The 18,532-nt window shown below is 74.3% G+C and carries 17 protein-coding genes and 1 tRNA gene; 2 read left to right on the top strand and 16 right to left on the bottom strand.

What is annotated here, in order from left to right; genetic code table 11:
- The first annotated feature begins 177 nt into the window (after positions 1-177).
- Positions 178-2,097 carry an ABC transporter ATP-binding protein gene (locus tag K0V08_RS00350; protein ID WP_079532179.1) on the top strand — a complete coding sequence of 640 codons (1,920 nt, stop codon included), beginning with the start codon at positions 178-180 and terminating at the stop codon, positions 2,095-2,097.
- Between the two features lie 83 nt (positions 2,098-2,180).
- Here the strand turns inward: K0V08_RS00350 and K0V08_RS00345 are convergent, their stop codons facing one another.
- The 14 genes from K0V08_RS00345 to K0V08_RS16145 all read right to left on the bottom strand — a co-directional run bounded on the left by K0V08_RS00345 (position 2,181) and on the right by K0V08_RS16145 (position 15,680).
- On the bottom strand, positions 2,181-2,549 hold the full coding sequence (locus K0V08_RS00345) for a DUF2834 domain-containing protein (RefSeq protein WP_079532177.1): 369 nt from the start codon (positions 2,547-2,549) through the stop codon (positions 2,181-2,183).
- 133 nt (positions 2,550-2,682) lie between these two features.
- Entirely contained in the window at positions 2,683-3,030 is a 348-nt protein-coding gene (locus tag K0V08_RS00340; RefSeq protein ID WP_012037621.1) for a DUF2834 domain-containing protein, read from the bottom strand.
- A gap of 66 nt (positions 3,031-3,096) precedes the next feature.
- Complete coding sequence (locus tag K0V08_RS00335) at positions 3,097-3,897, bottom strand: TrmH family RNA methyltransferase (RefSeq protein WP_012037620.1); 801 nt, start codon at positions 3,895-3,897, stop codon at positions 3,097-3,099.
- Positions 3,897-5,372 carry an NAD-dependent succinate-semialdehyde dehydrogenase gene (locus K0V08_RS00330; protein ID WP_079532174.1) on the bottom strand — a complete coding sequence of 492 codons (1,476 nt, stop codon included), beginning with the start codon at positions 5,370-5,372 and terminating at the stop codon, positions 3,897-3,899. The genes K0V08_RS00335 and K0V08_RS00330 overlap by 1 nt, the downstream gene beginning before the upstream one ends.
- A gap of 78 nt (positions 5,373-5,450) precedes the next feature.
- A complete protein-coding gene (locus K0V08_RS00325) occupies positions 5,451-6,041 on the bottom strand; it encodes an isochorismatase family protein (protein ID WP_079532171.1) in 591 nt (196 codons plus the stop codon).
- A 64-nt stretch (positions 6,042-6,105) separates the two neighbouring features.
- Entirely contained in the window at positions 6,106-7,587 is a 1,482-nt protein-coding gene (gene dacB, locus K0V08_RS00320) for a D-alanyl-D-alanine carboxypeptidase/D-alanyl-D-alanine endopeptidase (RefSeq protein ID WP_227325152.1), read from the bottom strand.
- A 140-nt stretch (positions 7,588-7,727) separates the two neighbouring features.
- A tRNA-Thr gene (locus K0V08_RS00315) sits at positions 7,728-7,803 on the bottom strand.
- A gap of 120 nt (positions 7,804-7,923) precedes the next feature.
- Positions 7,924-9,501: an alpha/beta hydrolase gene (locus K0V08_RS00310; protein WP_079532168.1), complete on the bottom strand. Its 1,578-nt coding sequence runs from the start codon at positions 9,499-9,501 to the stop codon at positions 7,924-7,926.
- Positions 9,498-10,742: a DNA polymerase III subunit delta' gene (locus K0V08_RS00305; protein ID WP_370527938.1), complete on the bottom strand. Its 1,245-nt coding sequence runs from the start codon at positions 10,740-10,742 to the stop codon at positions 9,498-9,500. Before K0V08_RS00305 ends, K0V08_RS00310 begins: the two co-directional genes overlap by 4 nt.
- A complete protein-coding gene (tmk, locus tag K0V08_RS00300; RefSeq protein WP_079532165.1) occupies positions 10,739-11,374 on the bottom strand; it encodes a dTMP kinase in 636 nt (211 codons plus the stop codon). The genes K0V08_RS00305 and tmk overlap by 4 nt, the downstream gene beginning before the upstream one ends.
- Positions 11,371-14,325 carry a type I DNA topoisomerase gene (topA, locus tag K0V08_RS00295; protein ID WP_079532163.1) on the bottom strand — a complete coding sequence of 985 codons (2,955 nt, stop codon included), beginning with the start codon at positions 14,323-14,325 and terminating at the stop codon, positions 11,371-11,373. The genes tmk and topA overlap by 4 nt, the downstream gene beginning before the upstream one ends.
- 341 nt (positions 14,326-14,666) lie before the next feature.
- Positions 14,667-15,026, bottom strand: a complete 360-nt coding sequence (locus K0V08_RS00290) for an Rv3654c family TadE-like protein (RefSeq protein WP_012037612.1) — start codon at positions 15,024-15,026, stop codon at positions 14,667-14,669.
- Entirely contained in the window at positions 15,016-15,417 is a 402-nt protein-coding gene (locus K0V08_RS00285) for a TadE family type IV pilus minor pilin (protein WP_079532160.1), read from the bottom strand. The genes K0V08_RS00290 and K0V08_RS00285 overlap by 11 nt, the downstream gene beginning before the upstream one ends.
- On the bottom strand, positions 15,414-15,680 hold the full coding sequence (locus K0V08_RS16145; protein ID WP_079533688.1) for a DUF4244 domain-containing protein: 267 nt from the start codon (positions 15,678-15,680) through the stop codon (positions 15,414-15,416). Before K0V08_RS16145 ends, K0V08_RS00285 begins: the two co-directional genes overlap by 4 nt.
- 99 nt (positions 15,681-15,779) lie before the next feature.
- On the opposite strand from K0V08_RS16145, the gene K0V08_RS00275 reads away from it, so the two are divergent.
- Complete coding sequence (locus K0V08_RS00275; protein WP_153259845.1) at positions 15,780-15,920, top strand: hypothetical protein; 141 nt, start codon at positions 15,780-15,782, stop codon at positions 15,918-15,920.
- Between the two features lie 44 nt (positions 15,921-15,964).
- Here K0V08_RS00275 and K0V08_RS00270 read toward each other — a convergent pair whose 3' ends face one another.
- Together K0V08_RS00270 and K0V08_RS00265 are read right to left on the bottom strand one after the other, a co-directional pair.
- On the bottom strand, positions 15,965-16,990 hold the full coding sequence (locus K0V08_RS00270) for a type II secretion system F family protein (protein ID WP_012037609.1): 1,026 nt from the start codon (positions 16,988-16,990) through the stop codon (positions 15,965-15,967).
- Positions 16,987-18,255, bottom strand: coding sequence for a TadA family conjugal transfer-associated ATPase (locus tag K0V08_RS00265; RefSeq protein WP_043560634.1), 1,269 nt, complete (start codon positions 18,253-18,255; stop codon positions 16,987-16,989). The genes K0V08_RS00270 and K0V08_RS00265 overlap by 4 nt, the downstream gene beginning before the upstream one ends.
- Positions 18,256-18,532 lie beyond the last annotated feature (277 nt).

Here is an 18,532-nt window from a genome sequence, read left to right as displayed (position 1 = left end):
GTTTTCTCCATGAGCTGAATCTCTCCGGGCGGATGCGCGGCGGCTGACGCGTAGAGTCGCCACGGCGATGCGACACTCGCGATGCTCCGCTCGTCGGACGCCCGATCACTCGCCGGCCGTCCACTCGGCTGGCCGCGCGCCGCATGACGATCGCACCCACCACCCGGGAGAACACGCATGAGCACCGCCCGTCCCGAGACCGCCGCCGCACCGCGCGCCCGCTCCCGCAACCCGTTCGCCCGCCGCGACTCCGCCGACGACGGCCCCCGCGCCCGCTTCTCGGAGCTGCTGCCGTACATCCTCGAGCAGCGCGGGCTCATGGCGTTCGTAGTGGTGCTCAGCGTGCTCGGTGCGGCCGCGAGCCTCGGCCAGCCGCTCCTCGTGCAGCGGGTCGTCGGCGTCGTGCAGGAGGGCGGCCAGCTGGGCGTCCTCGTCTGGGCGCTCGTCGGCCTGGTCGTCGTGTCCGGCGTGCTCTCCGGCTACCAGCACTACCTGCTGCAGCGGATGGGCGAGGGCGTCGTGCTCTCGTCGCGCCGCACGCTCGTGCGCCGGATCCTCCGCCTCCCCATCTCCGAGTTCGACACGCGCCGCACGGGCGACCTCGTCTCGCGCGTCGGAAGCGACACCACGCTCCTGCGCGCAGTGCTCACGCAGGGCCTCGTCGAGGCGATCGGCGGCGCGGTCACGTTCCTCGGCGCCATCATCGCGATGCTCATCATCGATCCCGTGCTCCTCAGCCTCACCGTGCTCGTGGTCGCCGTCTCGGTCGTCGCGGTCGTGGGGCTGTCCGGGCGGATCCGCGTCGCCAGCCAGCGCGCGCAGCGCAAGGTCGGCGACCTGGCCGCGAGCGTCGAGCGGGCCATCGGCGCGATCCGCACGGTCCGCGCCAGCAACGCCACCGACCGCGAGATCCGCGCCATCGAGACCGACGCCGAGGGCGCGTGGGAGATGGGCATCAAGGTCGCCAAGGCGTCGGCCGTGGTCGTGCCGATCGCCGGCATCGCGCTGCAGGCGTCGTTCCTCGTGGTGGTGGGTGTGGGCGGCTACCGCGTCGCGGCCGGGGCCATCACGGTCGGCGACCTCGTGGCCTTCATCCTGTTCCTCTTCCTCATGATCATGCCGCTCGGCCAGGCCTTCGGCGCCGTGACCGCGGTCAACCAGGCGCTCGGCGCGCTCGGCCGGATCCAGGAGATCGTGAAGCTGCCCGTCGAGACCGACGGCGACGCCGACCTCGCCGGACGCCTCCGCGACGGCCTGCCCGCGGCGGACGACCGCACGGACGCGCCCGCCGTCGAGCTCGTGGACGTGCGGTTCGCGTACCCGGTGGCGGCGGAAGCTGACGGGGCCGCGGATCCCACGGACGCCTCCTCCCCGGCGGACGCCGCGGACGCCGCACCCGGCGCCGACCGCACGGGCGGCGGCGTCCTCCAGGGCATCAGCTTCCGCGCCGAGCGGGGCACGCGGATCGCGCTGGTCGGCCCGTCCGGCGCCGGCAAGAGCACGATCCTCGCCCTCATCGAGCGCTTCTACGACCCCACCTCCGGGGTCGTGCGCGTCGGCGGCCGCGACATCCGCACGCTCGACCGCGAGGACCTCCGCCGCCAGATCGGCTACGTCGAGCAGGACGCCCCCGTGCTCGCCGGCACGCTCCGCGAGAACCTCACCCTGACCGCCTTCGACGCGACCGACGAGGACTGCATCCAGGTGCTGCACGCCGTGAACCTCACCGAGGTGCTCGCGCGCAACGAGCTCGGCCTCGACGCGCCCGTGGGCGAGGACGGCATCATGCTCTCCGGCGGCGAGCGGCAGCGCCTCGCGATCGCGCGCACGCTGCTCTCCGCCCCGCCGATCCTGCTGCTCGACGAGTCGACCTCCAGCCTGGACGGCCTCAACGAGCAGCTGCTCCGCAAGGCGATCGACGCGGTCGCCGAGCACCGCACCCTCATCGTGATCGCGCACCGCCTGTCGACCGTCGTCGACAGCGACCTCATCGTCGTCGTCGAGAAGGGCCGAGTCGTCGGCACCGGCACGCACGCGGAGCTCGTCGTCTCGACGCCGCTCTACCGCGACCTCGCGAAGCACCAGCTGCTCGTCTAGCGGACGCCCACGGCGGGCGCGGCGGGCGACGGCGGGCGACGGCGCGGCGGATGCGCGGTGCCGCTCCGCGCGCGTGGCGGCGCTCAGACCGGCGGCGTCGGCTCCGCCCGCTCCGGCGCGCTCAGGTGCATCTCGCGCGCCGCGAGGAAGACCGGCAGGGCGACCGCGAACGCCACGAGCGGGGCGAGCAGCACGTAGATCCAGACCCGGCGCATCCGGAGCCGTCGCCCCTCGACGACGATGAAGACGACGCTCGCGACCGCCGCGATCAGCAGGTCCCACGAGAGCGACGAGACCGACGGACCGCCGGCGGACAGGTCGGCGAGGAAGTCGCGGCCCTCCGTGACCACGCGGATGTTCGCCGACCACGTGAGCACGAGGCCGGCTGCCGCGAGCACCAGGTAGACGACGGCGAGGCGCGTGGGGCGCCGGCGTGCGGGACGCGTGCTCATGGGACCCCATCTCATCGGTGAGGCCAGGCTAGGCGGTGGCCCGCCGGTCCGCGCGAGCCGCGCGGAATCGGTCACGGGGCGGCACATCGCGCTGCGTGCTCGAGGAGGGAGCGGCCCGCGCTGCCCGCGGCGATCAGCCGGGCGAACCCTCCGTGCGCACCCGCATCTCCCGCACGCCGAGGAACAGCGGGAGGGCGAACGCGAGCGCGACGAGCGGGATGAGCACCACGAAGATCCACGCGAACCGGATGCCGAGGCGGCGCCCCTCCACGAGGATGAACACGACGGCCGCGATGGCGGCGATGAGCACGTCGGCCGTGAGCGAGGACACCGACGGGCCGCTGCCGAACCAGTCGCCCAGGTAGTCGCGCCCGGACGTGATGGCGGTGATGTTGTAGGTCCACGTCACCACGACGCCGGCCAGCGCCAGCACGAGGTGCACGACGGCGAGCGGGGTGGGTCGGCGCCAGCGGTAGGTCATGTCGGTCTCCTCAGGTCGGTGCGACATCATGAGGATAGCGGCAGTGTCGTGTGGCCGCTGGCGGCGTCAGGTCAGCGCGTAGAGCGCGACCGCGCTGGCGGCCGCGACGTTGAGCGAGTCGATGCCGTGGGCCATGGGGATCCGCACGACGGTGTCCGCCGAGCTGATCGCCTCCGCCGAGAGCCCGGGCCCCTCCGACCCGAGCACGATGGCGAGCCGCGCGTGCTCCTCGGCACGGAAGTCCCGGATCGAGACGGCGTCAGGCGTCAGCGCGAGCGCCGCGACGTGGAAGCCGGCGTCGGCGAGGGCGGCCCGCGTCTCCGGCCACTCCCCCGTGCGCGTCCACGGAACCTGCAGCACGGTGCCCATGCTGACGCGGATGGCGCGGCGGTAGAACGGATCCGTGCAGCGCGGCGTGACGAGCACCGCATCTGCCCCGATGGCCCCGACCGAGCGGAAGATCGCGCCGACGTTCGTGGGGTCCACGACGTCCTCGAGCACGACCACCCGCCGCGCGTCCGCGAGCAGCGACGCGACCGTGGGCAACGCGGGCCGGTCCAGCGACGCGACGACGCCGCGGTGCAGCACGTAGCCGGTGAGCTCCGCGAGCAGCTCGCCCGGCCCGGTGAAGACCGGCACGTCCCGGTCGCCCACCAGCGCGAGCGCCTCGTCGACCGTGCCGCCGAGCGCGAGCACGGACCGCGGCGCGTGCCCGGCCCGGAGCGCCCGCTCGAGCACCAGCGCGGATTCCGCCAGGTAGATCCCGTGGCCCGCGCCCGCGGCCTTGCGGAGCGCGACGTCGGTGCGGTGGCTGTAGTCGGCGAGCCGCGGATCCGCGAGGTCCTCGATCGGGACGACGTGCGCCACTACGACGCGAAGGGGTGGGGCGTGAGCGTGTACTTCGTGTTCAGGTACTCGTGGATCCCCTCGAGCCCGCCCTCGCGGCCGAGCCCCGACTGCTTCACGCCGCCGAACGGCGCGGCCGCATTGGAGATGACGCCCATGTTGAGGCCCGTCATGCCCGTCTCGAGCCGCTCGATCATACGCTGGCCGCGCGCGAGGTCGCGCGTGAAGACGTAGGACACGAGGCCGAACTCGGTGTCGTTGGCGAGGCGCACCGCGTCGTCCTCGTCGTCGAAGGGCACGATCGCGACCACCGGCCCGAAGATCTCCTCGCGCAGGATGTCGCTGCCCTCGGCGACGCCCGTGATGAGGGTCGGCGGGTAGAAGTGGCCGGCGCCGTCCCGCGGCTCGCCGCCCGCGCGCACGGTAGCGCCGCGCTCGACGGCGTCGCGCACCAGGCGGTCGGCCTTGTCGACCGCGCGGCCGTCGATGAGCGGGCCGACCGTGACGCCCTCCTCGGTGCCGCGGCCGATCCGCATGGCGTCGATGCGCTCCTGCAGCCGGTCGGCGAACGCGTCCGCGATCGACGCCTCGACGATGAAGCGGTTCGCCGCCGTGCACGCCTGCCCGACGTTGCGGAACTTCGCCGCCATGGCGCCCTCCACGGCCTTGTCGATGTCGGCGTCGGCGAAGACCACGAACGGCGCGTTGCCGCCTAGCTCGAGCGAGACGCGCAGCACGTTCTGCGCCGCCTGCGCGCCGAGCTGGCGTCCGACGGGCGTGGATCCGGTGAAGCTCAGCTTACGCAGCCGCGGGTCGGAGATGAGCGGGCCGGTGACGTCGGCGGCCCGGGTGGTGGGGATCACGTTGAGGACGCCCGCGGGCAGCCCCGCCTCCGCCAGCAGCTCGGCGAATCGGAGCGTGGTGAGCGGCGTGAGGTCGGCCGGCTTGATCACGACGGTGCAGCCCGCCGCGAGCGCCGGCGCGATCTTGCGGGTCGCCATCGCGAGCGGGAAGTTCCAGGGCGTGATGAGGAGCACCGGTCCGACCGGGTGCTGCGACACGATCATGCGGCCGGTGCCCTCGGGGTTGGTGCCGTAGCGGCCCGTGATGCGCACGGCCTCCTCGGAGAACCAACGGAGGAACTCGCCGCCGTAGGTCACCTCGCCGAGAGACTCGGCCAGCGGCTTGCCCATCTCGAGCGTCATGAGGAGCGCGAACTCGTCCTTGCGCTCCTGGAGGAGGTCGAACGCGCGGCGGAGGATCTCGCCCCGGGCGCGCGGCACGGTCGCCGCCCACGCCGCCTGCGCGTCCACCGCCGCGTCGAGGGCACGCGCGCCGTCCGCGGGGCTCGCGTCGGCCACCCGCGCGAGGACGGCGTCGGTCGCGGGATCCCGGACCTCGAACGTCGCGCCGCCCTCGGCCTCGACCCGCTCGCCCCCGATGAGCAGGGTGGTGGGCGTGCCCGACAGGAGGTCGGTCTCGGTGGATGCGGTCATGCTGTCCTCGCTTCTTCCGTGCGGTGTGGTGCTGATGCTCGTGCCCGTGGTGCCGCGGCCCGTGGTGCCGCCGGCCGTCTAGTCGGCCGTGCCCGCGACGATCTCGGCCCCGGCGTCGCGGAGGCGGTCGAGGGCGGCCGCGCTGGTGGCCGGCGCCACGCCCGCGACGAGGTCGGCGAGGATCCGCACCCGCTTGCCCTGGTGCACCGCGTCGAGCGCCGAGGCGAGCACGCAGTAGTCGGTCGCGAGGCCGACGACGTCGATGTCCGTGATGTCGTGCAGCGCCAGCAGGTCCGCCAGCGGCACGCCGTCCTCCGTCGTGCCCTCGAAGATCGAGTAGGCGGGCGCGCCCTGGCCCTTGCGGAGGTGGAAGTCGACGGCGGTGACGTCGAGGTCGGGGTGGTACTCGGCGCCGTGGGTGCCCTGCACGCAGTGCGAGGGCCACGTGGTCGAGAAGTCGGGGACGACGCCGGCCGCGGCGAAGTGCCCGCCGTTGTCGCCCGTCGCCTCGTGCCAGTCGCGCGACGCGAGGACGTGGTCGTACCGGTACGGCTCCGCGGCGAGGAGCCGGGTGATACCCCGTGCGACGTCGCCGCCGCCGTCGACGCCGAGCGCGCCGCCCTCCGTGAAGTCGTTCTGCACGTCGATGATGAACAGAGCACGGCTCATGCGCCGCTCCTTCCCCGGGCCGGGCCCGGTGCCGTGGATCCGCCGCCCGGGACCGGGCCGCGCGTCACTCGTCCCCCAGGTCCGCCCCGCAGCGGTACGTGCCCGCGGCCAGCGCGTCCAAGGCGATCTTCGCGTCGCCCGTCACGTTCCCGATGGCGTAGAAGGCGAAGGTCAGCTTCGTGCCGTCGGCCGCGTCGACGATGCCGGCGAGCGTGTATCCGGTGTCGATCCAGCCGGTCTTGGCCACGATGTGTCCCCGGGCCACGGCGCTGTCGCCGGTGAAGCGGCCCGCCAGGGTGCCGGTACGGCCCGCGACAGGGAGCCCGTCGTGCAGGTAGCCGAGGGCCTGCTGGCGCTGGTCCACCTGGATCATCAGCTGCGCGAGAAGCGACGGCGGGACGCGGTTCTCGGGGCTGAGGCCCTGGCCGTCGACGATCGTGAGCGTGGAGGTGTCGAGCCCGTACGCCTGAAGCGCCTTCGGGATCCCCGTCGCCAGCGACTGCTGCGTGTTGCCCGCGCCGACCTGGATGCTCACGAGCCGCGCGAGCGACTCCGCGAGCACGTTGTCGGAGTTGATGAGCGCGGTCTGGATGAGCGAGGAGACCGGCTGCGACTCGACCTCGCCGAGCACGGCGGCGCCGGCCGGTGCCGTGCCCTGCGTGACGTCGGCGGATCCGCCCAGCATGGAGCGGAACGTGCTGCCGACGCGCGCCAGCGGATCCTCGCTGCGGGCGGAGACCACGGCGACGGGATCCGCGCGGTCGGCGTCGAGCTGCAGCGGCGTCATGAAGCTGGAGTACCCCGCCTTCCGCTCGGAGGCGGCCCACGACGGGATCCATGGGTCGCCGGAGAAGAGCGAGGTGTCGAGCACGATGCGGGTGATGGGCGTGCCTGCCGTCGCGGGATCCGCGGCCCACGCCGCGCGCACCTGCTGCGCGAGGTCGCTGAGGCGCGGCGCCCCCGGGTAGACGGAGCTGCCGGAGGTGAGACGCGACAGCGTCGGGTCCCCGCCGCCCACGAGCACGACGGTGCCGGGCTCGGACCCGCGGACCACCGTGGTGGCGATGCGCCGGTCGGGGCCGAGCGCCGCGAGGGCCGCGGCGGAGGTGATGACCTTCATGACGCTCGCCGTGCGCTCGGGGGTGCTGCCGTTCCGGTCGAACAGCACGCGGCCGGTCGCGGCGTCGCGGACCTGGCCCTCGAACGTGGCGAGGCGCGGATCCTGCGCGAGGGACGAGATGGAGCACATGCGGAGGTCGCGCGCGGCCTGGTCGGCGGGCGCGGGACGCGGCGGCGCCTGGGTGGGGGTGGGGCTCGGCGTGGGCGTCGGCTCGGCGGTGGTGGCGACGCTCGCGGAGGCGCTGCCCGCGCGACCGGTCAGAGCGCCTGCGCCCACGGCGCCGGCGGCGAGCAGGGCGACCACCGCGACCGCGGCCGTCAGGGAGCGGGTGCGACGGCGGTCGCGCGTGCGGGCTCGGGACGTGGGCGCGTCCCGGTCGGTGCGGTCGGCGCGCGCGCGGTCGGGGCCGTCGGCAGGGGATCGCATGGGGCCATGTTAGACGGCGCACCCGAGGAGCCGTCCGGCCGCCGGGGCTCCGGGGACGCACGCGAGGAGAGCGCCCTGTGGGGGACGAGCGACCCGGCTCCGCTGCCCTCGGGAGAGAGCGCGACGAGCGGGAGGGATGGTGGAGCCGCCTGTCAGAATCGAACTGACGACCTTCTCATTACGAGTGAGATGCTCTACCGACTGAGCTAAGGCGGCCCGGCCCGGACTCAGCGAGTACCAGGCACGAGTAGAGAGCATACCGGATCCCGGAAGCCGCTCCCGCACACCGGCAGCGCGGGCCTCGCCCAGCCCCGTCCGAGGTCCGCCGGCGCAGCGTCAGCCGCAGGTCGTGCCTACAGCGGGCGGATCCCCGCCGAGCAGGTAGCCGTCCACCGCGGACACGATGCACGGATCCCGTTCGTCGTAGGCGATGTGCCCCTCCCCCTCGTAGGTGAGGAGCACGCCGGACGAGAGCTGGCCCGCGAGCGCCTCTGCCCACGTGTACGGCGTCGCGGGATCGCCCGTGGTGCCGACGACGACGATGGGCGCCGCGCCCTCCGCCGACACGGGCGCCGGGGTGTCCCGGGCGGGATAGGGCCAGTTGCCGCACAGCGGGTCGGGCTCCCCGTCGCGGGAGGTGTCGTCATCCGCCAGCTCGCCGGCGGCGGCGCGGAGCTCCGCCGCCTCCGTCGCGAGCACCGCGGGATCCCGCTCCACCGGGTAGTCGATGCACTGGATCGCGAGGAAGGCCTCGTAGAAGTTGCCGGAGTAGGTGCCGTCCGGCTTCCGGCCGAAGTAGGAGTCGGCGAGCGCGAAGGCGGTGGTGGACTCGCCGCGGAGCGCCTCGGTGAACGCGGTCGTGAGCGCCGGCCACTGCTGCTCGCTGTAGAGCGCGGAGTCGATGGCGCTGCGCATGACCTGCCTGTCGAGCTCCCGCCCGTCGCGAGCGCGCAGCGGGCTCTGCTCGAGCCGGTCGAGCAGGGTCGCGACCATCTGCTCGCCCTCGTCGACGGATCCGCGGAACGGGCACCCCTGCCCCGCCAGGCACGCGGGCATGTACGACTCGAACGAGGTGCGGAATCCCGTCGTCTGCGCGAGCACCACGTCGAACGAGCTCGCGGAGGGGTCCGTCGCGCCGTCGAGCACCATCCGGCCGACGTGCCCGGGGAAGTCCTGCGCGTACTGCGCGCCGATGCTCGTGCCGTACGAGTAGCCGAGGTAGTTCAGCTGCCGGTCGCCCACCAGGGCCCGGAGCATGTCCAGGTCGTGCACGGTGCTCTGGGTGTCGATGAACTGCAGCAGCGGGCCGGACCGGGCGGCGCAGGACTCCGCGAACGACTTCGACGCCTGCACCAGCTCCTCGTCGTGCGCGGGGGTGCCGGGCGGCGCCTCGGTCTCGCCGTAGAGGAAGGAGTCGAGCTGGGTGTCGTCGACGCAGTCGACGGCGGTGGACGCCCCGACGCCGCGGGGGTCCCAGCCGACGATGTCGTACGCGTCCTGCAGATCGCGCGAGACCGCGTAGTCGACGCTGGCCTTCACGAAGTCGACGCCGGACGCACCCGGGCCACCCGGGTTGACGAATAGCGAGCCGCGCGGGCCGTCGGCACCGCGGGCGGTGTGCCGCACGAGGGCGAGCTGGATGTCGGTGGCCGGATCCGGGGCCGACCAGTCGAGCGGAGCCGTCGCGGTCGCGCACTGGGCGCCGTCCTCGCACGGGGACCACGTGAGGGCCTGCTCGTAGTAGCGGGCCAGGTCGGGCGCGACCTCCTCCGTCGTGGGGCTCGAGGTCGAGCTGCGCGGCTCGGGCACGGGGATGAGGCCGCAGCCGCTCAGGGCGACGGCCGCGGCGAGGAGGACCGCGCCCAGCGCTCCAGGGCGGCGGACGGCGGTGGCGCGCACCCTCCGGCGCGTCATGCGCGACCCGCCGCGCGCGTGCGGGTGATGGAGACGAGCATCGCCTCCAGGGCGAGCGCCGGCGACACGTTGCCGTCGATCCGGCGGCGCGCGACGCCGACCGCGTCGAGGACCGCGAGCGACGCCGCCGCGGATCCGGCCTCCGCGGCCTCCGCGATCCGCGGGGCGATCGCCGCATTGACCTGGGGTAGGTCCGCCCCCAGCTGATGCAGGAGCACGTCGCGGTGCAGGGACATGAGGTCGACGAGGATCCGGTCGATGCCGTCACGGAGGCTCCGCGTGGCCCGCCGCTTCTGGTCCTCCTCGAGCTGCCGGATCTGCGATCGCAGCTGCGGCGGGATGGACCCGCCCTCCTGCACGCCGAGCGACCGGAGCGCGCGCTCGCGCTCGTCCGCGTCGCGCTGCACCGTGAAGGCCTTGGCGTCCTGGCCGGCGAGCTCGAGCATCGCGGCGGCCGCGCGCACGGCGTCGCCGACCGAGCGGATGCCGAGCGCGAGCTCCAGGGTGCGGCTGCGGCGCTCGCGCGCCTCGGCGTCGGTGGCGAGCCGGTGCGCCATGCCGATGTGGCTCTGCGCCTCGCGGGCCGCGCGCGTGGCCGTGGCCGCGTCGACCCCGTCGCGTCGCTGGATCAGCGCGGCCACGTCCTCGACGGACGGGATGCGCAGCCGGACGCTGCGCACACGGGAGCGGATGGTCGGGATCAGGTCGGCCTCGCTGGGCGCGCACAGGATCCAGATGGTGCGCTCCGGCGGCTCCTCGAGCGCCTTCAGCAGGAGGTTCGACGTGCGCTCGGTCATCCGGTCGGCGTCCTCGACGACCATGACGCGGTAGCGGCCGACCGACGGCGAGTACTGCGACGACGTGACGAGCGCGCGCACCTCGTCGATGGCGATGATGACCCGCTCGGTCGCGAGCACGCCGAGGTCGGGGTGGCTGCGGGCGGCGACCTGGCGCGCGGTCGCCGCGTCGCCCTCCGGCGTGCCGTCGCTGAGCAGCGCGGTCGCGAAGGCGTAGGCGAGGTTGGAGCGCCCGGATCCGGGGGGACCCGTGATGAGCCACGAGTGCGCGAGCGCGGTGCCGGCGGCGTCACGTGCCGTGGCCCGCGGGCTGCTCGCCGCGGCGAGGAGCGCGACCGCCTCGGACTGGCCGGCGAGCTCGTCCCAGATCGCCCGCCCGTCGGGGCTCGGGGATGACCCGTCCGCCGGCGCGGCAACCACCCGGTCCGTCGTCGCGTCGCTCACGCCGAGGCTCCCGCCGCGATCAGCGCCTGCGCCCTGGTCCGGATTGCCGCGGCGATCTCCTCGCGCGGGCGCGCGGCGTCGACGACCAGGAAGCGCTCCGGCTCCGCGCCCGCGAGCCCGAGGAACGCCTGGCGCACGCGCTCGTGGAAGTCGGCGCGCTCGGACTCGAGGCGGTCGAAGCGCGTGCGCGCGGCATCGAGGCGGACCCGGGCGGCGGCCTGGTCGAGGTCGAGCAGCACGGTCAGGTCCGGCAGGAGCCCCTGCGCCGCCCAGAGCGAGAGCTCGCGGATCTCGCCGGCATCCAGCACACGACCCGCCCCCTGGTACGCGACGGACGAGTCGAGGTAGCGGTCCTGCAGGACGACGGCGCCCCGCTCGAGGGCCGGCCGGACGACCGTCTCGACATGGTGCGCGCGGTCGGCCGCGTACAGGAGCGCCTCGGCGCGCGGCGCGATGTGGCCGCGACGGTGCAGCACGATCTCGCGGATCTCCACCCCGAGCTCGCTGCCCCCCGGCTCGCGGGTGACGACGACCTCGTGGCCCTCGTCCTCCAGCCACCCCCGGAGGAGCGCCGACTGCGTGGACTTCCCCACGCCGTCGCCGCCCTCCAGGGTGATGAAGACGCCGGTCACGTCGCGTCGGACGCCGTCGCCGCGGCAGCGGCCGCCTTGTTGGCGGCCCTCGTCGCCGCCGCCTTCGTGGCGGCGGCCGACCGCGCGGCGGTCGTCTTCGCGGTGGTCGTCTTGGTGGTGGTCGTCTTGGCGGTGCCGGTCTTCGCCGCGGTCGACTTCGCTGCCGTCGTCTTCGCCTTCGCGGGTGCCTTGGCCTTCGCCTTGGCCGGCGCCTTGGCCTTGGTCTTCGGCTTCGCCGGCCCCTTGGCGCGCTTGTCGGCGAGCAGCTCGACAGCACGGTCGAAGTCGATGTCCTCGACGGACTCGCTCTTCGGGATCGTCGCGTTGGTCTCGCCGTCCGTGACGTACGGGCCGAAGCGCCCGTCCTTCACCTTGATGCCCTTGCCGCTCACGGGATCCGCGTCGAACTCCTTCAGCGCGCTCGACGGGCGCCGGGCGCCGTACTTGGGCTGCGCGAACACCTCGAGCGCGCCGGGAAGGTCGATCTCGAAGATCTGCTCCTCGCTCGTGAGCGAGCGCGAGTCCGTGCCCTTCTTCAGGTACGGGCCGTACTTGCCGTTCTGCGCGGTGATGGGCGTGGCCGTCTCCGGGTCCTCGCCGACGACGCGGGGGAGGTCGAGCAGGCGCAGCGCCGTCTCGAGGTCGACCGTGGCGAGGTCCATCGACTTGAAGATGGAGGCGGTGCGCGGCTTGACGGCCGGCGCCTTCTTCGCCGCCGGCTTCTTGGCGGGCGCCTTCTTCGCCGGTGCAGCCGTGCTCGCCGCCGACGCGCTCTCGAGCACCTCGCCGGTCGCCGGGTCGACGCCGCCACCCGGGGCGGCGGGCGCCTCCTCGGGCTCGGGATCGAGCTCGGTGACGTACGGCCCGTAGCGACCGTCCTTCGCGACGACCTGCTTGCCGTTCTCGGGGTTGATGCCGATGACCCGGTCGGTGACGACAGGCGCGTCGATGAGCTCGCGGGCCTTGGCCGCCGTCAGCTCGTCCGGCGCGAGGTCCTCGGGCAGGTTGACGCGGCGGGGCGTCGCGTCCGCGGCGGCACCCTCCTCGTGCACTTCCAGGTAGGGCCCGTACTTGCCGATGCGCAGCGTGATGTCGTCCGCGATGCGCAGCGAGTTGATCTCCTTGGCGTCGATCTCGCCGAGGTTGTCGATGGTGGGGCGGAGCCCCTTGTGCGCGTCGTTGCCGTAGTAGAAGCCCTTCAGCCAGTCGACGCGCTCGGCCGAGCCCTCCGCGATGCGGTCGAGGTCGTCCTCCATGCCCGCGGTGAAGTCGTACTGCACGAGCTCGGTGAAGAACTCCTCGAGCAGCCGCACCACGGAGAAGGCGATCCAGTTCGGGACGAGCGCCGTGCCGCGCGGCGTGACGTAGCCGCGGTCGACGATCGTCGAGATGATGGCGGCATAGGTCGACGGACGACCGATCCCCAGCTCCTCGAGCGTCTTGACGAGGCTCGCCTCCGTGTAGCGCGGCGGCGGGCTGGTCTCGTGGCCCTTCGCGTCGACGTCGACGAGGCGCAGGTCCTGGCCCTTCTTGAGGTCGGGCAGCTTGGCCTCGCGCGGCTCGGCCGCGCCGTGGCGCTCCTCGTCGCGGCTCTCCTCGTACGCGGCCAGGAACCCGCGGAACGTGATGACCGTGCCTGAGGCGGCGAACTCGGCCACCTCGCCGGCGGACGTGGGGCCCGCGGCGATGACGACCGACGCGGTGGATCCCTTCGCGTCGGCCATCTGCGACGCGATGGTGCGCTTCCAGATGAGGTCGTAGAGCTTGTGGTCGTTGCCCCGCAGCGTGGATGCGAGCTGCTGCGGCGTGCGGAAGGTCTCCCCGGCGGGGCGGACGGCCTCGTGGGCCTCCTGCGCGTTCTTGCTCTTGCCCGCGTAGAGGCGCGGCTTGTCCGGCACGGTCTCGGGCCCGTAGAGCTCCGCTGCCTGCTTGCGCGCCGCGTTGATCGCCTGCTGCGAGAGCGAGGGCGAGTCGGTGCGCATGTAGGTGATGTAGCCGTTCTCGTAGAGCGACTGCGCGACGCTCATGGTCTGCCGCGCGGAGAAGCGGAGCTTGCGCGCCGCCTCCTGCTGCAGCGTCGACGTGGTGAAGGGCGCGGCGGGGCGACGCGTGTAGGGCTTCGATTCGACGCTCTGCACCTTCAGCGGCACGGACGGGTCGCGGAGCGCCTCGGCGAGCGCTTCCGCGCTGCTCGCGTCGAGCGGACGCGAGTCGTTCTTGAGGGCGCCCTTGTCGTCGAAGTCGCGGCCGGTGGCGATGCGTGCACCGTCGATGCGGACGAGGCGGGCGTCGAACGGCAGCTGCTGGTCGACCGGCGAGAGCGATGCCGTCAGATCCCAGTACGAGGCGGTGACGAAGGCCAGCCGCTCGCGCTCGCGGTCCACGACCAGCCGGGTGGCGGCGGACTGCACGCGGCCCGCGGACAGGCCGGGACCCACCTTGCGCCAGAGCACGGGCGACACTTCGTAGCCATAGAGGCGGTCGAGGATGCGCCGCGTCTCCTGCGCGTCCACGAGGGCCGTGTCGATGTCGCGCGTGCTGTCACGGGCCCGCTCGATGGCCTCCTTGGTGATTTCGTGGAACACCATGCGCTTGACCGGGACCTTCGGCTTCAGCACCTGGAGCAGGTGCCAAGCGATGGCCTCGCCCTCGCGGTCCTCATCCGTCGCGAGGAAGAGCTCGTCGGCGTCCTTGAGCGCCCGCTTGAGGTCGGCGACCGTCTTCTTCTTCTGGTCGCTGACGACGTAGTACGGCTCGAAGCCGTTCTCCACGTCGACGGAGAACTTGCCGAGCGTGCCCTTCTTCAGCTCGGGCGGCAGGTTCTTGGGCTCGATGAGGTCGCGGATGTGGCCGACGGAGGCCTGCACCTCGTAGCCGCTGCCCAGGTACTGGGCGATCGTCTTGGCCTTGGCCGGCGACTCGACGATGACCAACTTCTTCGTGCCGGGCACGTGACTCCTTATATATGCGTTCATGGGGGCCGGTGGCCGGCCCGGTGTCCGGGATGCGTGCCCGCTCGGATCGGATCCGATCCGGGGCGACGTGCGGCGGGGTCCCCGACAAGGCACACCATACACACGCGCACCGACCGGGCACCTAATCGCGGTGCCTCCCGGATCAGACGCGTCCAGGCGGCGCAGCGGCCGGGCCGGAGCGCCCCACGCGGACGTGGACGCGGACGCCCGATGGAGGCCCGACCGCTCTCGCGGGCCGCCCGCGAGCCGCTCTCGACCAGCGCGCCCTGGCTCCGGCGGGAGGGCGAGGACGCCCCGGACGACCGGGCTGACGCTGGTCATCCCGACGCCCGGGACGGCGGTTGACCGGCTCGCGCGCGCGCCGTGACCCGGAGGCCCGTCGGGCCGTCGCGACGCTCTGCCACCACGACCGCCGTCGTGCCCGTGATCTCGCAGCCCGTGAGCGTCGCCCCGGCGGCGACCACGACCTCCTCGGCCGCCGAGCAGGGCGAGCCGACCGCGAACCCCGCGGCGACGTCCGCCGCGGCGAGCGCCCCGGAGTCCGCGGCGCCCGCCGCGGCCGCCCTCTCCACCAGCACGGACGAGACGGCGACCGTGGCCAGCGCGAGCGCGGTGACCGCGCCGAGCACGCCGACCGCGACCACGGTGCCCGAGCCGATGTCGCCGTCACGGGGCACCCGGATCCTCCTGCCATGCACAGCCCCGCGCCGACACGCGGAGCCCCGCAGCACCAGCGGGCGAGAAGCGGCTGGGCGCCGTGAGCCGGACGCAGACGGCGTGACCCGACCGATCCACCGCCATCGACGCTCCCCCTGCAGCGCCCTCGACGCGCGCCGCAGCCGTGCCCGCGTCCTCCCCGCGCCCGACGCTCCGTGCCGCTTCCTCCGCCGCGGATGTCAGCACGACCTGCTGGCCGACCGTCTGCACCGCGCCCAGGCACAGCCCGAGGACCAGCACGACCGCGGGCAGCACGACCGCCAGCTCCGCGGCCGCCGCCCCGCGATCCGGGACCGGCCAGGCGCGCGGATCGCCGTGCGGACAGCCCCCCGCCGAGGTGGACCGGATCACCGGTCGTAGGTCAGGGCGCGCCGCACGAGGTCGAGGAGCATGCCGCGGACCTCGTCGCTCTGAAGGATGACCACGAGCAGGCCGGCGAACGCCACCGCCGCCATGGTCGCGATGGCGTACTCGGCGGTGGCCGCGCCCCCATCGCCCGCTGCGCCGCAGAGGAGCGCACGCCGCGCCGCACGAGCGACTCGGGCGGAACGCGACGGCGCGAGCCTCGGAGCCGCCGTGACCACCTCCCCACCGCAGGCCCCCGCACAGCTCATGACCCGCCCCGGTGGACGCGACGGAGCGACGGGCGCCGCGGCCAGCGGCCAGACGGCGCGGCCCTCCGGCGCCACCGCGGCTCCCGTCATCCCGGCTCCATGCCCCACCTCCACGCCGCGCACGCCGATCGGGTGCGCCCGCTCCTCGACTCGTCCCATGTCCTCGCCCTCTCCTTCTGGCGGGCGATGCCCGCCGCCCTGTCCCTGCCGACCATCGGCCGGGACGCCACCATGCCCTGAACGACCTGCTCCGCCCATGGCGGGATCCGCGATGGTGGATGCCCTCATCCGCGGCCGAGTGTTGAGGACACGACGGCCAGCAGCATCGGCACCACGCCTACCGCCAGGAACGCCGGGAGGATGCACACGCCCAGCGGCAGCATGAGCCGCGCCGCCAGACGCGCCGCCGCCCGCTCCGCCCAGGTGGCGGCGTCCCTGCGGATCCGCTCCGCCTCGCTCCCGAGGAGCACGGCCACGGGAGCACCGGTGCGGGCGGCCGCGTCGACGACCGACCCGACGGCGTCGAGGTCGTCGCCAGCGCGCAGTCCGGCGCGCTCGCACGCACGTCGGACGACCGCGACCGCACGAGGCACGGACGCCCCACCGGACATGGCCATCGCCACCAGGTCGAGGACGAGGCCAGGTGCCGGCTCCCGCGGAAGGGCCCGGCTCACCAGGCGGCGGTTCCACCGCCACCCGATCGCCACGAGCGAGGAGCCCACCACGAGGCACACGAGCCCGGGCACTGTGGTGACGAGGACGCGGAGCGGATCGAACCCGAGCCCTGCCGCCAGGAGCAGGCCGGCGCCCGGCATGAGGAGCACGGTGCGGCTGGTCGCCACCGGTCCGGCGAGCGCCGTACCCGCGTCGCGGCGCACCCGGACGATGTCGACGAGGGAGTCGGCGAGCCGGTCGAGGGACCGCGCGAGCGGCGCTCCCGTGCGATCCGCGACCTCGAGCCCCGCGGCGAGCGCGCACCACGATCGCGCGGTGCCTCCGCCAGCCGCCTCGACCGCCGTGGCCGCCGCCACGACGCGGTCGGCGAGCGGAGCCGATCCGGCACCCGCGGCCACGCGACGGACCAGGGCGGGCACCGCGCGCTCGCCGCGCCGGGCGCGCCCGCCTGGCGGCGCCAGCTGCGACCACGCGCGCTCCAGGTGCAGCCCCGCGCCGAGCAGCACCGCGAGGCGTCTCACGAACGCGGCGACCTCCTCGGCCTCCTCGACGACCGCCTCGTCGCGCGAGCCCCGCAGACGCGGATGCAGCCGCCGACGCAGCCCCGGGCGGACGGGGTGCGCGCGCCGGATCATGCGCGACCCCCGCGCGCATCCGATGCCGACGCCGACGCCGCCACGGCGGGCCGCGCCACCGGACCCGCGCCGGGATCCCAGCGCACCGGCACGACCCGGAGGCGGCCGTCGTCGCCCGTCGCCAGGCGTCCGGCAGCGGTCACCCGACGCCCCCGCGGCGTCCGGGCGAGGTGGACGACCAGGCCGATCGCGCTCACCGCCTGGCGCGCGGTCGTGACCGCGTCCATGCCGGCGAGCGCGCCCAGAGCCTCGAGCCGGGCCGGCACGTCCGCGACGCCGTTGGCGTGCAGGGTGCCCGCGCCTCCGTCGTGCCCGGTGTTGAGCGCTCCGAGCAGGTCCCTGATCTCGCTGCCCCGGCACTCCCCCACCACCAGCCGGTCCGGCCGCATCCTCAGCGCCTCCCGCACCAGGCGCGGCAGGGACAGCTCCCCGGCCCCCTCGATGTTCGCCTGCCTGGCCTCGAGCGACACGACGTGCGCATGACGCACCCGCAGCTCGGCGACGTCCTCGACGAGCACGATGCGCTCCCGCGGATCCGCCCGGGCGAGCAGCGCGCCGAGCAGGGTCGTCTTCCCGCTGCCGCCGGCCCCGGTGATCAGGAGGTTCGTGCGCCGTCGCACCGCCTCCTCGAGCAGAGCGCGGCATCCGGGCGGGAACGCCCCCGCCGCGTCGAGCGCGTCGAGCGTCGGCCTCGCCCGCGAGGGGAGCCGGATGGAGAGCAGCGTGCCGCGCGTCGACACGGGTGGCAGCACCGCGTGGATGCGCATCCCGTCACCCAGCCTCACGTCAACGCACGGCGCCGCCTCGTCCAGATGCCGCCCACCCTCCGCGGCCAGCCGCACGGCCAGCGCCCGCACGGACGGCTCACCACCGAGGTCGACGTCGGGTCGGCGCTCGGGGCCGGATCCGCGGTCGACCCAGACCTCGCCGTCGCCGTTGACGAACACGTCCGTCGCCCGGGGATCCTGCGCCAGATGCGCGAGGGGACCGAGCGCGGACGGGACCCGACGCAGGGGCGGGTGCGACGCGGGCTCGACGACGCCGTCCGCCGGGAGACGGAGGACCCCGCCGACCCCCGGCCCCCGGGCGTCGGACGACGCGACGCCCCGACCAGCGACGTCGGGCGTCCGGGCCCGTGGGACGAAGGCCGCGGGGGCGACGACGAGCGGACGATCGCCCGGCCCCGCGCCGCCCGCGGACCGGTGCCGCGAGTCCTCCCCCGGGAGGACGCCTCGACCCACGACGGATGCCTGCCACTCGACCATGCGCGGAAACGTAGGCGCGGCCGCTCGCCGTCATGACGGGCCGGCACGAGCCGGTGAGGAGTCGTCATCGCGACACGTTGGGGAGGAAGAGGGGCGGCGCCCATCGGGGGAACGGGCGCCGCCACGTGACGAAGGATCGGGGGAATCCTGGATCCGCCACACGCCGGGCTTGGCCCGACGGCATGAGCATACGCCGCGAGCCTCCCCCCATGGGAGGGTCATGCGTGTTCTGGCCGTTCCCCCACCGGACTCCCGGGCAGCGGGTCGCCGCATCCAC

This window comes from Clavibacter michiganensis (assembly GCF_021216655.1).
Taxonomy (GTDB): domain Bacteria; phylum Actinomycetota; class Actinomycetes; order Actinomycetales; family Microbacteriaceae; genus Clavibacter; species Clavibacter michiganensis.
The sequence above is the reverse complement of the archived record's forward strand: the minus strand, read 5'-3'. Positions and strand labels throughout refer to the sequence as shown.

Excerpts from the sequence above, each read along its gene's own strand:
- K0V08_RS00350 (WP_079532179.1), top strand. The coding sequence starts at position 178 with ATGAGCACCGCCCGTCCCGAGACCGCCGCCGCACCGCGCGCCCGCTCC.
- K0V08_RS00345 (WP_079532177.1), bottom strand. The coding sequence starts at position 2,549 with ATGAGCACGCGTCCCGCACGCCGGCGCCCCACGCGCCTCGCCGTCGTC.
- K0V08_RS00340 (WP_012037621.1), bottom strand. The coding sequence starts at position 3,030 with ATGACCTACCGCTGGCGCCGACCCACCCCGCTCGCCGTCGTGCACCTC.
- K0V08_RS00330 (WP_079532174.1), bottom strand. The coding sequence starts at position 5,372 with ATGACCGCATCCACCGAGACCGACCTCCTGTCGGGCACGCCCACCACC.
- K0V08_RS00325 (WP_079532171.1), bottom strand. The coding sequence starts at position 6,041 with ATGAGCCGTGCTCTGTTCATCATCGACGTGCAGAACGACTTCACGGAG.
- dacB (WP_227325152.1), bottom strand. The coding sequence starts at position 7,587 with ATGCGATCCCCTGCCGACGGCCCCGACCGCGCGCGCGCCGACCGCACC.
- K0V08_RS00310 (WP_079532168.1), bottom strand. The coding sequence starts at position 9,501 with ATGACGCGCCGGAGGGTGCGCGCCACCGCCGTCCGCCGCCCTGGAGCG.
- K0V08_RS16145 (WP_079533688.1), bottom strand. The coding sequence starts at position 15,680 with ATGAGCTGTGCGGGGGCCTGCGGTGGGGAGGTGGTCACGGCGGCTCCG.
- K0V08_RS00275 (WP_153259845.1), top strand. The coding sequence starts at position 15,780 with ATGCCCCACCTCCACGCCGCGCACGCCGATCGGGTGCGCCCGCTCCTC.
- K0V08_RS00270 (WP_012037609.1), bottom strand. The coding sequence starts at position 16,990 with ATGATCCGGCGCGCGCACCCCGTCCGCCCGGGGCTGCGTCGGCGGCTG.
- K0V08_RS00265 (WP_043560634.1), bottom strand. The coding sequence starts at position 18,255 with ATGGTCGAGTGGCAGGCATCCGTCGTGGGTCGAGGCGTCCTCCCGGGG.